General features: G+C 68.0%; 10 protein-coding genes and 1 pseudogene. 5 read left to right on the forward strand and 6 right to left on the reverse strand.

Annotated features, from left to right (window positions below):
* Positions 1-26 precede the first annotated feature (26 nt).
* Genes ACRYA2_RS20220 through ACRYA2_RS20230 form a run of 3 tightly spaced genes read right to left on the reverse strand, consistent with a single transcriptional unit; the run spans position 27 to position 3371 of the window.
* A complete protein-coding gene (locus tag ACRYA2_RS20220) occupies positions 27-1109 on the reverse strand; it encodes a sugar ABC transporter permease (RefSeq protein WP_433632351.1) in 1083 nt (360 codons plus the stop codon).
* On the reverse strand, positions 1106-2125 hold the full coding sequence (locus ACRYA2_RS20225; protein WP_433632353.1) for a carbohydrate ABC transporter permease: 1020 nt from the start codon (positions 2123-2125) through the stop codon (positions 1106-1108). The genes ACRYA2_RS20220 and ACRYA2_RS20225 overlap by 4 nt, the downstream gene beginning before the upstream one ends.
* A gap of 7 nt (positions 2126-2132) precedes the next feature.
* Positions 2133-3371, reverse strand: coding sequence for an extracellular solute-binding protein (locus ACRYA2_RS20230; RefSeq protein WP_433632356.1), 1239 nt, complete (start codon positions 3369-3371; stop codon positions 2133-2135).
* A gap of 256 nt (positions 3372-3627) precedes the next feature.
* Between ACRYA2_RS20230 and ACRYA2_RS20235 the strand changes: the two genes are divergently transcribed.
* Positions 3628-4755, forward strand: a complete 1128-nt coding sequence (locus ACRYA2_RS20235; RefSeq protein WP_433632358.1) for an ABC transporter ATP-binding protein — start codon at positions 3628-3630, stop codon at positions 4753-4755.
* Here ACRYA2_RS20235 and ACRYA2_RS20240 read toward each other — a convergent pair.
* On the reverse strand, positions 4752-6782 hold the full coding sequence (locus ACRYA2_RS20240) for a DUF7997 domain-containing protein (RefSeq protein WP_433632361.1): 2031 nt from the start codon (positions 6780-6782) through the stop codon (positions 4752-4754). The genes ACRYA2_RS20235 and ACRYA2_RS20240 overlap by 4 nt on opposite strands.
* A gap of 106 nt (positions 6783-6888) precedes the next feature.
* On the opposite strand from ACRYA2_RS20240, the gene ACRYA2_RS20245 reads away from it, so the two are divergent.
* The 4 genes from ACRYA2_RS20245 (at position 6889) to ACRYA2_RS20260 (ending at position 12001) form a co-directional block, all read left to right on the forward strand.
* On the forward strand, positions 6889-8967 hold the full coding sequence (locus tag ACRYA2_RS20245; protein ID WP_433632363.1) for an alpha-amylase family glycosyl hydrolase: 2079 nt from the start codon (positions 6889-6891) through the stop codon (positions 8965-8967).
* A 57-nt stretch (positions 8968-9024) separates the two neighbouring features.
* Entirely contained in the window at positions 9025-10077 is a 1053-nt protein-coding gene (locus ACRYA2_RS20250; protein ID WP_433632365.1) for a TrmB family transcriptional regulator, read from the forward strand.
* A gap of 55 nt (positions 10078-10132) precedes the next feature.
* The gene (locus ACRYA2_RS20255) at positions 10133-11185 is read left to right on the forward strand and encodes an enolase-like domain-containing protein (protein ID WP_433632368.1); all 1053 of its coding nucleotides are present in this window, start codon (positions 10133-10135) and stop codon (positions 11183-11185) included.
* 96 nt (positions 11186-11281) lie between these two features.
* Positions 11282-12001: a DUF2270 domain-containing protein gene (locus ACRYA2_RS20260; protein WP_433632370.1), complete on the forward strand. Its 720-nt coding sequence runs from the start codon at positions 11282-11284 to the stop codon at positions 11999-12001.
* Between the two features lie 18 nt (positions 12002-12019).
* On the opposite strand, the gene ACRYA2_RS20265 is transcribed toward ACRYA2_RS20260, so the two are convergent.
* Complete coding sequence (locus tag ACRYA2_RS20265; RefSeq protein WP_433632535.1) at positions 12020-12832, reverse strand: sensor histidine kinase; 813 nt, start codon at positions 12830-12832, stop codon at positions 12020-12022.
* A pseudogene (locus ACRYA2_RS20270) lies at positions 12744-14132 on the reverse strand (PAS domain S-box protein); the annotation flags it as partial. The pseudogene ACRYA2_RS20270 and the gene ACRYA2_RS20265, both read right to left, overlap by 89 nt.
* Positions 14133-14380: the final 248 nt, after the last annotated feature.

Genomic DNA, 14380 nt, shown 5'->3' on the forward strand with positions numbered 1-14380 from the left:
GCGTCGTCGAAGCGGAGAACGAGGCGCTAGCCCTCCATCCCGCTGAAAGAGAGGCCGCCCTCGATGTACCGCTGGGCGAACAGGTACACCAGCATTATCGGCGTCGCGAAGGTGAGCGCGAACGCCGAGAAGCGCGCCCACGGGATGGAGTACTCGCTGACGAGCGAGAACAGCCCGACGGGCAGCGTGTAGTTGTCGGTGCCGAGCAGGGTCTGGGCGACGACGAACTCCGTCCAGCCGGCGAGGAACGTGAAGACGAACACCGTCGCCAGTCCCGCGGTGGACAGGGGGAGGATGACCTCGGTGACGACGCGCCACGGCGGCGCGCCGTCGACGACGGCCGCCTCCTCGTAGGAGACCGGGATGCCGTCCATGTACGTCTTCAGGAGCCAGGTGTTGAACGGAACCGCGGTCGCGGCGTAGTAGACGGAGAGCGCGAGCTTGCTGTCGTTGATTCCGAACTGGACGTAGACGGTGTACAGTCCGATGAGCAACGCGACGCCGAGGCCGCCGCCGACCTGCGTCATCAGGACGTACAGGAAGAGCACCTTGCGACGGAGGATGAACTCCCGGCGCGAGAGCGCGTACGCCGCCGGCACGACCAGTGACATGGAGATGAGGACAGTCGGGACGGCGACCGAGACGCTGTTCCAGAAGAACTTCTTGAACGAGGAGGGGTTCTCGACGCCGTATTGGGAGACGTCGAGGAAGACGAACTCGGGCGTCTCGACGACGAGCGCGAGGTCGGTGAGCGGGAGGTTCACCGCGATGGTGTACGCCGGAATCCCGAGGTCGCCGAGGACCCAGAGGAACGGCTTCAGCGTCGGGGTCTCCGGGAACAGTTGCAGGCCGTCCGACGAGAGCAGCGAACCGCCGGCTCCGGCCAGGGCGGCCATGAGAATCCAGTAGACGGGGAACAGCAACAGCAGTACCATCACGAGCGCGCCGAGCGTGGCCCCGACAGTCTTCAGCGGTTCGACCGGCGAAAGCTCGCCGCGCCGGACCTGCTCGACGGTGTACGTCGCGTCCCGGACGGTTCCGACGGGAGCGAGCGCGATGGTCCGTGCGTCCTCTTTCAGCTTCCGTCCGACGCCGTCGAACAGACTCATTGCTCGGACACCCCGTCGGCGAGTTTGCCGCGCTTGACGTTCAGCCACATGAACATGCCGATGAACGCGACCGCGACGAGGCTGATAGCCGCCCCGCGCCCGTACTCCTGGAACCGCAGCGCCTCGCGGTAGCCGTAGACGACCAGGAGTTCGTTCGCGCGGGCCGGGCCGCCCTGGTTGAACACGTAGGGGATGAGGAACTGCTGGAACGACGCGGCGGCCGTCAGGATGGACGCGAACAGCACGGGTCGCTTGATGGACGGCAGGGTGACGTGCAGGAACCGGGAGAAGTAGCCCGCTCCGTCGACCTTCGCCGCCTCGTGCAGTTCCTCGGGCACGTCCTGCAGGGCGCTGACGGTGATGATGACCATGAACGGGTACGCGAGCCACGCCTCCGTGACGTTGTACGCGAAGAAGGCGGGCCACCGCTCGGCGAGCCACGAAACCGAACCGACCCCGAGTTCGCCGAGGATCTGGTTCGCGAGCCCGAACTCGGCGGAGCTGAAGATGCCACGCCACACCGTGACAGTGAAGATGGCCGGCAGTCCCATCGGGAGGATGATGAACGACCGCATGAGCCGCTTGCCGCGGACGCGGTCGCTCGTCACGACCATCGCGATGCCGAGGCTCAGGCCGATCTTCAGCGTGACGCTCGTGGCGACGAACAGCCACGTCACGCCGAAGGAGTTCCAGAACTGGCCGTTGATGGGGAGGGTGGCGAGCGTCTCCCCGAGCAGGACGACGTGGAACTGGCCGCCGAACAGGACCTGCGCGTAGTTCTGCAGACCGACGAACTCCGCCTCCCCGAGCGTCAGGACCGACAGCGCTCCGTCGCCCGCGAACAGCGTCGCCGGCGTGGCGTTCGTGAACGAGATGCCGACGAGATACAGCACCGGGAACAGCATGAACGCCGTGAACACGAACAGTCCGGGCAGGACGAACAGGAGCGAGACGTCCCGCTTCTCGAGGAACGGCGTCGCCTCGAACCGTCGCGCGATGCGGGAAGACGTGCTCACGTGCCTGCTACCCCCACTTGTTCCGGATGGTCTTGGCGGCCTGGTTCAGCGCCGCTTCCGGGCTGGCGTCCCCGTTGAACGCCTTGGTGAGCGCGGTCTTCATCGGCGGCCAGACCTTGTTCATCTTCGGGTGGGTCGGCATCGGCGTCCCCTGGTCGACGCTCTTCGAGAAGGCCGTCACCTGGTTCGGGAGGTCGTCGCTGCCGACGAGACTGTCGAGCACGGGGATGGCACCCTGTTTCTCGGCGCGCTTGCGGATGAGGTCCTCGTTGGTCGCGTACCACTCGATGAACTTCCGGGCGGCCTTCGTGTCCGCGCCGCCCTGTTTCATGCCCTTCGAGAAGTACCACATGGTGATGCCCGTGTAGGGTTTGGGCTCGCCACCGTCGACGGTGGGGAGCGTCGTGACCTCGTAGTTCACGTCCTTGTCGTTGAGCGTGGCGAGATACCAGGGGCCGTTGATGGCGAACGCGGCGTTGCCGTCGGCGAAGGGGGCGGCCTGGGTTTCGTACTTGGCGTCGTCCGGCATGTACGGCACGAAGTTGTCGAGTGCGAACTTCAGACCGCGGACCGTCTTTTTCTTGTCCACGCCGAGCATCGGGTCCTCGTTCGGGTCGAAGTAGTACCCGCCGAACGCCTGAAGCCACGCACTGGTGAAGTAGGGGTCGAAGGGGTAGCTCAGGCCGTACTTGTTCTGTTTCGGGGCGTGGTACTCCTCCATGATCGAGACCATGTCCGAGACCGTCTCCGGCGGCGAGTCGACGACGTCGGTGTTGTAGATGAGCGTCACCGTCTCGGCGTCGTGCGGGAGGCCGACGAGGTTGCCCTCGTACTGGATGGCCTCTCTGGCCGGGCCGATGAACTGGTCGAGGCTCACGTCGACCGCGTCGCTCTGGTCGACGACGAAGCCTCGCTCGTAGTAGTCGCCGACCCAGTCGTGAGCCCACTCGAAGGTCTTCGGCCCCTGTCCGGCGGGGATGGTGCTCGTCGTCTTCTTCTCCATCTCGGAGATGTCTGCGCCCTGTATCGTGTGTGGGGATTGCTGGTTGAACGACTTGATGGCCTGCTTGCGCTGGGGCATCTCCGTCTCGGGGAGAGAGTACCACGCCTTCGCCTTGCCGGACGACTCGCCGGAATCGGTCGTTCCGTTGGAGTTGCTCTCCTGAACGCTGGTACAGCCCGCCAGTGCCGCGATACCAGCCGCACCGCCGACGTGCTTGAGCACGGTTCTACGATCCATTGTCATGGAATAACGATGTATTATTCGTTCACGACTTAAATCATGGGATTGACCAACGCGCACCACTGGACCGGGACACGAGCGCTCGGCCGACAGGACGGCCTCGACGGGCAGTCCCGACGACCAAGGCCTGCGGGCATGACCGTAGCGTCGCGGCCCGATTCCGGCGAGCGCCTCGATCATCAAACTACTACGTAATTATACCTCACGAATCGAATATTGAGGGCAAGAACTATATTCCGTCGTCAAGAGATACCGCCAAATGGCAACTGTAACGCTCGATAATCTCAGAAAGGAGTTCGACAGCGGACAGATCGTCGCGGTCGACGACGTGTCCCTGACCGTCGAGGACGGGGAGTTCGTCACCGTCGTCGGCCCGTCCGGGTGCGGGAAGTCGACGACGCTCAGGATGATTGCGGGGCTGGAACAGCCGACGTCGGGCGCGATCCGTATCGACGACGAGGACGTCACCGACGTGCACGCGCGCCACCGCGACGTGGCGATGGTGTTCCAGAACTACGCGCTGTACCCCCACAAGACCGTCCGGCAGAACATGGCGTTCGGCCTCCGGATGAGCACGGACATGGACGAAGACGAACGCCACGAGAAGGTCGACGAGACGGCGACGATGATGGGCATCGACGACCTGCTGGACGACAAGCCGAGCGAACTCTCCGGCGGGCAGAAACAGCGCGTCGCGCTCGGCCGCGCCATCGTCCGCGAACCGGACGTGTTCCTGTTCGACGAACCGCTGTCGAACCTCGACGCGAAGCTCCGGACGAGCATGCGGACGGAGATCCAGCGACTGCAGGAGGAACTCGGCATCACCTCCATCTACGTGACCCACGACCAGGAAGAGGCGATGACGATGGGCGACCGCCTCGCCATCATGAACGACGGCGTCCTCCAGCAGACGGGCCGGCCCAGCGACGTGTACGCGAACCCGAGAAGCGAGTTCGTCGGCGGGTTCGTCGGGTCGCCGTCGATGAACAACGTCGACGTGACGGTCGAGGACGCCGGCGACGGCGTCACGCTCAGGAACGGGGACCGGTTCGCGTACTCGCTGACCGGCGAGCGCGCCGACCGAGTCGCCGACGCCAGCGTGCAGCGAGCGCGCCTCGGAATCCGCCCCGAGAACGTCGCCGTCGTCGACGACCGGGACGGCATCGGGACCACCGTCGAAGTCGTCGAACCCGTCGGGAGCGATAACTACCTCCACCTCGACCTCGGCGAGGAGTTCATCGCCAGGGTCGCCTCCGGGATAGAGCCGGAACCGGGCGAGGTCATCTACGTGACGTTCGACGAGTCGGACGTCCACCTGTTCGACCCCGAGAGCGGCGAGTCGCTCCTGTTCGACGGCGAGCGGGAACGCACCGCCGCGACGGTTTAGTCGTCCGCCGGGACCGTCCGTTCCTGGAGGAAGTCGTACTCGTCGAGCAGGGCCATCGTCGCCAGTCGCAGCGCGTGGGGCCACCCGAGCGGCGTCGCGCTGTCCGGCGTGCCGTCGTCGAACACCTGTTCGGGGAGGTACCCGCTGTCGAGACAGAGCGGTCCGTCCGGAAGGACGAACGCGAGCAGGTCCCGCGCCGTCGCGGCCATCGCGTCGGCGCGGTCGTCGCCGCGGTCCGCGAGCATCGCGGCGAGCGTCCCGGCCGCGTTGGCACCCCACGCCGTCGAGACCGTCCATATCTTCTCGCCGTCCTGTTCGCGCCGCCGCCAGCCGTCGCCCTCGTACCGAACGAGGCCGGCGACCGGTCCGTCGGGGTCGTGGAACAGTTCGTCGACGACCGTCTCGACGTGCGAGACGAGGCGGTCCAGCCGTTCGTCGTCCACGTCGCCGACCCGGTCGTACGCGCGGTGTGCCCCGACGAGGGCGAGCGTGGCGGAGTCGGCCCGTTCGTCGAGTTCGCCCGCGTCCTCGTGGTGGTCAGCGTACTCGCGCAGTGCGTAGACGCCGCGGTCGTCGACCCAGAGGTCGTCGAGCGCGTCGTACACCTCGCGGGCGCGGTCGGCCGCGCGGTCCGCGACGTCGTCGGGGTCGGTCGCCGCCAGCGCGGAGTAGGCTTCGAGGAAGGTGGCGGCCGTGTGGGCGAACCGACCGGACATGTCCTCCCACGCGTTCTGGCAGGCGACCGGTCGGCCGTCGTCGGCCAGGGTGGCGTCGAGGCCGTCGAGCGCCCGCGCCAGCACGTCGCCGTAGTTTCCGCCCTCGTCGTAGGCCGCCACGTAGGTCGTGACGCTCCCCGTCTGGTCGGCCTGGTAGTTGAGACCGTCGCCGACCTCCATCCGGCCGTTGGCCCAGCCCGGGGCCAGCGAGGCGTCGAACGGCCAGACCCGGTGCGGCCAGGTGCCGTCGTCGAGCTGCGTCTCGGCGTACACCGCCGCGCTGCGGTCGTGCCAGTCGTCGAGTCCGAGGCCGAAGTGGCGGTCCGCCTCCAGGAGGAACCGCGATATCTCGGCGTCGTCGCGGAACCACGAGTAGCCGTAGCCGCCGGAGTGGGCGTAATACGGGTCGAAGTCGGGGGCGGCGATGCGCAGGCCCGACCGGCCGGTGAGCAGGGAGAGGACGCGGCGGTCGGCGGCGATGGCCGCCGCGTGCAGTCGGTCGGCGTCGACGGGGTCGTCGACCTGCGCTTCGGCCGCTCGTTCGAGCGCCGCGGCGTCGCGGGCGGCGGCCGTCCGAACAGCGTCGAGCGCGTCGGCGCGGGGCGTCTCCTCGCGACTCGTCAGCAGCGTCGCCAGCGTCGCCGTCCCGTCCTCGGTCGGGATAACGCCGACCACGTCGCCGCTCAGCAGGTCCTCGTCGTAGGGGTTCCGCCGACCGGTCCGGGGGTACTCGGCGGGCGTCTCCTCGAGCAGTTCCGGGAACCCGCCGAACGCCGACCCCCGGACGGCCTCGAACCCGGTCGCGCTCGCGAGGAAATCGGCCTCCTCGGCGTGGTACACCTCGACCGCGTCGCCGTGGTGCAGTTGTGCGATGCGCGTGTCGCGGCCGTCGGGGGCGAACCCGAAGCCGGCGACCACGTCGAGCGCCTCGTCGGCGTCGCTCGCGTTGACGTGCGTGACGTGAACGCCGTTGACGGTGAGGTCGTACTGGGTCACGCGGCCGTGGACGGTCTCGTGGTCGGTGACGACGAGCGCCGTGCGGTCGTGGTACCGCTGGTCGCCCGCGGCATCAAACCACGTCGTCTCGGCGTCCTCCTCGTTCGCGGGGCGGACGCCGAACCGCGAGCGAGCGACGCCGGTCAACCCGACGAGCGGGTAGCTGAAGTCCCGGACCGCTCCGTCCTCGTCGACGTGGACCAGCCGTCCGTCGCGGCCGGAGAACCGACCGGTCGTCGTTCGTCGCTCACCGGGAAACCGCGTGCTGTCGTCCCGGTGGCGTTTGTAATCGTTCAGCGCGTCGCGGAGTTGCATTGGCCGAGACGTACACGCCCCTCTACTAATAACTGTGGTGAAATTGTAGTTCACAAATTTTCCACAATCCGAAAGGGTAAAAACCACCACCGGCAACCGTGGGGGTATGCCACATCCAGGACCGCCGCGATTCCTCCACGTCGGCGATTCGGTCGAACTGGCACCGCGCGCTCCCGACCCGTCGGCGACCCACCGGTGGCGCGTCACGGACAGGCCCGCAGAGAGCACGGCGACGGTCGGCGACGGCCCGGTCGTCCACCTCGCGCCGGACGTCCCCGGCACCTACCGGGTCGAACTCGACGCGCCCGACGGCGCTCACGCACAGACGGTGCGGGCGTTCCCCGACCCCCGCCGCGAGGCGCGGTTCACCGTCGCCGCGGACGACGTGGACGGGGACGTCCGGGACGTTGACCACGCTACCGTCATCGGCGCGTTCAACGACTTCACGATGGGGGTCCACCGCGCCGAGCTCGAGGGCGACGAGTGGGTTCTCGACGCGGCGCTGCCGCCGGGCGACCACGAGGCCATCTTCGCCTTCGACGACGAGTTCGACCCCTTCGCCACCGCCGAAACCACCGTCGAGGGCGCGGGACGGCCCCGCGTCCGTCTCGACGGGCGACGGGAGGGGGAGGCGGTGGTCGTCACCGCGACGGCCCGGGCCGCCCCCGACGACGCGGACCCCGACGTGGAGTTCCATCTCGACGACCGGGACGCGCTCGCGCGCGAGGACGTGACCGTCGACGGCGACGAACTGCGGGTTCCTCGCGACGCGCTCCCGGTGCTCTCCCGTGTCCACGCCGTCCCCGTCGCCGGGCGAGACACTTCGAACGCGGTCCGCCACGGCGTCGCCGACACGCTGACGATTCGCGACGGTGACGAGGTCTCCTTCGAGCGGCCCGCCGACGCGCCGGACTGGGTCCGCGACGCGACCATCTACGAGATATTCGTCCGCGAGTTCGCCGGCGAGACCGTCGACACCACGTTCGAGGAGATAGAGCGACGCGTCCCCTACATCGAGTCGCTCGGCGTCGACGTTGTCTGGCTCACCCCCGTCCTTGCGAGTCCCACCCGGCACGGCTACCACGTCACCGACTTCTTCGACACCGCCGCGGACCTCGGCACCCGGGAGGAGTTCGCGTCGCTCGTCGAGCGCTTCCACGAGGCCGACATACGGGTCGTCTTCGACCTCGTCGTCAACCACACCTCGCGGGACCACCCCGCCTTCCAGTTGCACCGCGCCGGCGTCCCCGAGTACGCCGACCGCTACGAGCGCATCCCCGCCGACCAGGACGCGTCAGACGTCGACTGGGCCGGCGACGACGCGCCGGGCCACTACTTCACCTGGACGCAGATACCGAACGTGAACTACGACTCGCTGGCCGTCCGCGAGTGGATACTCGACGTCGTCGACGAGTGGGCGCCGGTCGTCGACGGGTTCCGCTGTGACGTCGCGTGGGGCGTTCCGCACGGCTTCTGGAAGGAGGTCCGCGAGCGACTGAAGGCCCGCGACGACGACTTCCTGTTGCTCGACGAGACGGTTCCGCGCGACGCCGACTTCCGCGAGAACGAGTTCGACGTCCACTACGACACCGACCTCTACGACGCACTGCGCGACGTCGGCACCGGCGACGCGCCGGCGGACGCCCTCTTCGACGCGCTCGAGGACTCCCCGCGCGTCGGCTACCCGGACGAGGCGGTCCACATGCGCTACGTCGAGAACCACGACGAGGACCGCTACGCGACCGAGTGCGACGAGGGGACGCTGCGACCCGCCGCGGCCGCGACGTTCACGCTCCCCGGCGCGCCGATGATCTACTACGGCCAGGAGCGCGGCGTCCCCGAGCAGCGCGGGACGATGCGCTGGCACGACGGCGACGCAGCACTGACCGAGTTCCACCGCCGCCTCGTCGACCTCCGGAACGACCGTCCGGCGCTGCGCGTCGCCGGCGTCGAGCGCGTCGCGTGCGACGTTCACGACGGCGACCCCGGGCGCGTCGTCGCCTACGAGCGCACGGGCGGCGACGAACGACTCGTCGTCGTCCTGAACTTCGGCGCGGAACCGGCCACGGTGACGCTCGGGCGGGCCGTCAATTCCCGTGACCTGCTCGCCGGGGCCGACGCCAGCGCCGGCGAGCGAGCGGACGCGGTCCGGGTCCGCGACGCCGTCGTCCTGCGAGCGCGGTGAGACCGCGACGCTCCGGCCATCGGGTGATGTAAGTATCGGCCGGTCGCAACCCCCGGTATGGACGACGCGTCGCTCGAGGACCAGCTACAGCGATTCGGGTTCTCTGACAAGGAAGTGGACACCTACCTGACCATCCTGGAACTCGGGGAGGCGAAAGCGAGCACCATCGCGGACGAGGCGGGCGTCTCCAAGCGGTACGTCTACAGCATCGCCGAGACGCTGTCCGACAGGGGCTTCGTCGAGGTGAACAACCACGCCGTCCCGACGACGATACGGGCGAACTCGCCGGAGGACGTCGTGGGCGCGCTGACCGACGACCTGGAAGAGATGCGGCCGGCGCTGGACTCGCGGTTCTCGCGGACGGACTCCCGGACCGAGCGGTTCGAGGTCGTCAAGTCCCGCGTCACCGTCCTCAAGCGCATCTCGGAACTGTTGTCGCGCGCCGACACCGAGGTGACGCTCGCGATACCCTACCGCCTGCTCGACGAGGTCGCCGACGAACTCCGGGCGGCAGTCGAGCGCGACGTGCTCGTACTCCTGCTCGTCACCGGCGTCGACCCGGAGGAAGCGGTCGGCCTCGACGGACTGGCCTCGGTCGCCCGCGCCTGGGACCAGCCGATGCCGACGATGCTGACCGTCAACCAGACGGACGGCCTCGTCGCCCCCGGCGAGCTGCTCTCCCAATCCAACAGCCCGACCCAGGCCATCGTCTTCGCGCAGGAACAGCTCACCCCGGTCATCGTCGGGTCATTCCTCGGCAACTACCTCCCGATGGCGGCGGAGGTGTACACCGCCGAACCGATGGCACTGCCCGCCACCTTCCGGAACTTTCGTCAGGCGGTCCTGCAGGCGTCGCTTCACCTCCGCTCCGGCACGGAGATTCGCGCCCGCGTGACCGGCCATCCGCTGTACGACGAGGACGCCGCCGGCGAACTCGACGGCGTCGTCGTCGACGTTCGGCAGTCGCTGATAGAGCCGACGACCAGTTCCTTCCCGGTCGAGAACGCACTCGTCGTCGAGACCGAAGCGGGGACGTACAGCGTCGGCGGCGAGGGGGCGTTCGTCGAGGACTTCCAGGCCAGCGAGGTCGAACTGACGCCGGCCGAGTAGTCCGCACCGACCGAATCAACACCGGAATTAACTGTTCGCCCGCCGACGGTCCACCATGGCACTCTACGACCGGATAGCCGACCTGCCGCTGGTCGTCGACGGCGTCGAGTTCGACCAGCACGAGCGCGACACCTCCAGCGGATTCACCCGCGTCACGACCGAGATCGCCCTGCACGGCGAGGGCGCGACCGGCCGCGGCGAGGACGTGACCTACGACGAGGACGACCAGCGGTCGCTCCCCGACGCCGACCTCGACCTCTCGGGTGAGTACGAGTTCGACGAGTTCTCCCGAACGGTCGGCGAACTGGACCTCTTTCCGACGGGACCCGGCCGCGAGGACTTTCGCGACTACCGCCGCTGGGGGTTCGAGAGCGCCGCGCTCGACCTGGCGCTCCGGCAGGCCGGCGAGCGCCTGGCCGACGCGCTGGACCGTGAGCCGAACGCGGTGCGGTTCGTCACGAGCATGGGACTGGGCGACCCGCCGACCACCGACCGCGTCGAGCGCTGGCTGGAGCACGACCCGGAACTGGAGTTCAAACTCGACGCGACCTCGGAGTGGACCGACGACCTCGTCGCCGACCTCGCCGACACCGGCGCAGTACGCGTCGTCGACATGAAAGCCCAGTACGGCGATGCGGAGGTGAACCAGCGACCGGACGCCGACCTCTACCGTCGAGTGCGCGACGGCCTGCCGGATGCACTCGTCGAGGACCCGGCGTACACCGACGAGACGACCGACGTGCTCGACGCCGCGCGCGAGCGAATCGCCTGGGACGCCCCCATCCACGGCGTCGAGAGCGTCGAAGCGCTGCCGTTCGAGCCGGACTGGCTGAACGTCAAGCCCTCCCGGTTCGGCAGCGTCGCCTCGCTGCTGGAGACGCTGGAGTACTGCGACCGCCGGGACATCCGTACGTACGGCGGCGGACAGTTCGAACTCGGCGTCGGCCGCGGCCAGGTTCAGTTGCTCGCCGCGCTGTTCTATCCCGACGCGCCGAACGACGTCGCGCCGCGAGCGTACAACGACCCCGAGCCGTCGCCGGGTCTCCCGTCGAGTCCGCTCGACGCGCCCGCGCCGGAGGACGCGACCGGATTCCGGTGGGAGCGGTAGGCGACGGGGGCTCCGTCGCCCTCGGCGTTCGCTACGACCGTCCGACGCCCGGAACCGAGGCGGAGAGTTAATCGAGTCGATGCGGTAGAGAGCGTGATGTCGGACTCCGACGTCGACCCAGAGGATTTCGATTCGACCGAACCAGAGGAGCGAGACGTAGCCAGCGAGGCGGCGACCGACCACGAGAAGTTCCTCTCCATGCTGCCCCACTACTACCGCGGCGAGGTCGCGCAGGCGAACAGCCTCATGGACCGCCTCGACCTCACCGTCGACTGGGCCATAGCCGTCGTGACGGCGGTGCTCGCGCTCGCGTTCCAGGGCGGCGACGTGACCGCGTACCTCCTGCTGATAGGAATCGTCGCCGTCTCGGCGTTCCTGCTCTTCGACGTTCGCCGGTATCGCATCTACGACGCGACCCGGGCCCGCGTTCGTCTCCTGGAGGAGAACGTGTTCGCGAACACCTTCGACCCTGCGGGGACGCCGGTCGACGAGTGGCGGAAGGAACTCGGCACCGACCTCCGTAGGCCGACGCTGAAGGTGTCGTACCTGGAGGCGCTGTCGCGCCGACTCCGACGCGTCTACTTCCTGCTCTATCTCCTCCTCGGAGGTGCGTGGGTCTTCCGAATCACGCTCTTCGCGCCCGGAGAGCCGTGGACGGAGACCGCGTCCGTCTCCGGCGTCCCCGGCGAAATCGTCGCCGGCGTCGTGGCGATTTTCTTCGTCGTCGTGGTCGTGGTCACGTTCTGGCCGACCGGACGACGGGCCAAAGGCGAGTTCCACGGCGAGGAACCCGGGCGCTGGAAGCGGTCGGAGTAACGCAGTTCTGGGCGCTCGCTACGCGGAACGAATCTCGAAACGCGCACCGCCGCTGTCGCTCTCACGGACCTCTATCGTCCATCCGTGAGCCTCCGCGATGCCTTTCACGATGGAGAGGCCAAGACCCGAGCCGTCCGCCGCGGTGGTGTGACCGTGCTCGAAGACGGCCTCGCGCTGCTCCGGCGGAATACCCGGACCGTCGTCGGCGACGTAGAATCCGCCCCCGGTCCGGTTCGTTCCCCGAGGAGCCCCGTCCTCGCCCGACGCTGACGAGCCGGCGTCGGACCCGGCCGGGAAGTCGCCGTTCGCGTCGTCCGTTCGCGGCGGTCGCTCCGCACTCGCGGCGTCGAGCCGGCCGACGCGGACCGTCGGGGCGGGACCGGCGTGTTCGACCGCGTTGCAGAACAGGTTCTCGAACAGTTCCGTGAGCCGCCCCTCGTCCGCCTCGACCTCGACCGAGTCCGCGACGACGAGCGAGCCCTCCTCGGTCTCGACGGTCGCCCAGGCCTGACGGACCACCGGTTCCAGCTCCACCGGTTCCGTCTCGCTGACCACCTGCCCCTGTCGAGCCAGCGTCAGCAGGTCGCGGATGAGGTCCTCCATCCGGGCGAGCGCGCCGGCGGTCTTCTCGAAGTGACGGTCCTCTTCGCGCTCGCGGGCGAGTTCGAGGTGACCCTGCGCGACGTTCAGCGGATTCCGAAGGTCGTGGGAGACGGCGCTCGCGCTCGTCCGGATGCAACACGTCCCAGACCTGCATTTCGTACAGCTCCGACCGCGAGTAGCCGGTGAGCTCGCACACGCGCTGGTTGACGAACAGGAACTCCTCGTCACGGTAGATGTAGATGGCGTCGTGGCTCTGCTCGACGAGGGTGCAGTACTTCTCCTCGCTCTCCCGGAGCGCCTCCTGTGAACGGATGCGTCGCAGCGCCTCGACGGCGTGCGAGAGCAGGAGTTCTATCAGCTCCACGTCGTCGTCGAACGCGCCCACCTCCCGGGACCCCGCCTGGAAGACGCCCATCTCGCCCAGCGGGACGCTGACGAGCGAGCGGTACTCCGACTGCGCCGGGCTAGCGTCCTCCACCTCTCGCACGTCGTCGATGACGTACGACTCGCCGTTCTGTATCGTCTGGTCGGCGATACCCTCGTCGGCTTCGAGTCTGGTGTAGCCGTCGTCGGTCATCCCCGTCGAGATAGCTTTCGGCACGATGTAGCCGTCCTCGACGACGTCGACGCCGCAGATGTCGAACTCCAGGATGCCCTCGGCAGCCTCGACGGTCAGGTCGTATATCTCGTCGGCGGTCTGGCAGGCCACCATCTCGGAAGCGATCTCGTGGAGTTCCTCCGTCTTCTGCTTCTCGTCGCGCAACTGCCGTTTGATGTCCTCGTGTTCGGCGATGCTCCGGAGCACCCCGACCGTGCCGCGGAACCGGTCGCCGTCGTTGAGGAGTCCGATGCGCATCTCGCAGGGAATCGACGCTCCGTCGGCCGTGTGGAGGGTCATCGGTAGTTTCCCCACGTCCCGCTCGTCGTCGCGCAGGAGGTCGCGGATAAGCCGTTCGCCCTCGGCGACGTCCCCCTCGCTCAGCAGTACCGAGACGTGTTCGCCGACGAGCTCCTCCCGGTCGTAGCCGGAGAGGTCTTCGAGCGTATCGTTGACCGCGGTGATGGTCCCCGACCGGTCCAGCGTGTACACTCCGTCGCCCATCGCCTGGACGATGGAACGGTAGCGGTCGAACTTCCGTCGCGGCCGACTGCGGTCGGTCACCGAACGGCGAACCTCCGCGAGAACCGCGTCGACGCGGTCTCCGTCGATGTCGGCCGGGACGTACCCCGTCACGCCGGCCGCAACGGCGTCGGCCGCGACGCGTTCGTCCCCCGAAGTGGTACAGAGGACGAACGGCAGGTCGGGGTGCCGGTCCCGAATCCGCTCCAGTAGCGCGAGACCGTCACTCTCCGGGAGTGCATACCCGCTGACGACGCAGTCGGCCGTCCCCTCCGCCAGCGCGTCCAGGGCCGTCTGCCCCGTAGCGCTGGTCACCGACATATCACCCGATTGACCGTCGAGTTCAGCGGGCGGCGCGCCCGTGTCGGACAGAGGGTCTACGTGCAGCACCCGGATTTGATCCGTCATTGTCAGGACTTCTTGGTCGTCTATCGTACTCCACCCCTAAAAATTGATACTATTCCTAAGTGGTAGTTGTCACTTGCCACGATAGGGCGTGGCACTGAAATTCTAGAAAGCTATCCAGATAGCTCTCTGTATATCCGACAGAGTCGACCGAGACCGGCGCGCTCGCCGATGGAGTTTTGACCCGCATCCCACCGGGACGAGGGCACGCGTCCGGCCCACGGGCTTTTGAGCGTCCTCGACGGAACCTC

The sequence above is a fragment of the Halomicrococcus pelagicus genome (assembly GCF_050954125.1).

What these genes read in the sequence shown, in the direction of transcription:
- ACRYA2_RS20240 (WP_433632361.1), bottom strand. Translation starts at nt 6,782, where the DNA reads ATGCAACTCCGCGACGCGCTGAACGATTACAAACGCCACCGGGACGAC.
- ACRYA2_RS20245 (WP_433632363.1), top strand. Translation starts at nt 6,889, where the DNA reads ATGCCACATCCAGGACCGCCGCGATTCCTCCACGTCGGCGATTCGGTC.
- ACRYA2_RS20260 (WP_433632370.1), top strand. Translation starts at nt 11,282, where the DNA reads ATGTCGGACTCCGACGTCGACCCAGAGGATTTCGATTCGACCGAACCA.
- ACRYA2_RS20235 (WP_433632358.1), top strand. Translation starts at nt 3,628, where the DNA reads ATGGCAACTGTAACGCTCGATAATCTCAGAAAGGAGTTCGACAGCGGA.
- ACRYA2_RS20220 (WP_433632351.1), bottom strand. Translation starts at nt 1,109, where the DNA reads ATGAGTCTGTTCGACGGCGTCGGACGGAAGCTGAAAGAGGACGCACGG.
- ACRYA2_RS20230 (WP_433632356.1), bottom strand. Translation starts at nt 3,371, where the DNA reads ATGACAATGGATCGTAGAACCGTGCTCAAGCACGTCGGCGGTGCGGCT.
- ACRYA2_RS20250 (WP_433632365.1), top strand. Translation starts at nt 9,025, where the DNA reads ATGGACGACGCGTCGCTCGAGGACCAGCTACAGCGATTCGGGTTCTCT.
- ACRYA2_RS20255 (WP_433632368.1), top strand. Translation starts at nt 10,133, where the DNA reads ATGGCACTCTACGACCGGATAGCCGACCTGCCGCTGGTCGTCGACGGC.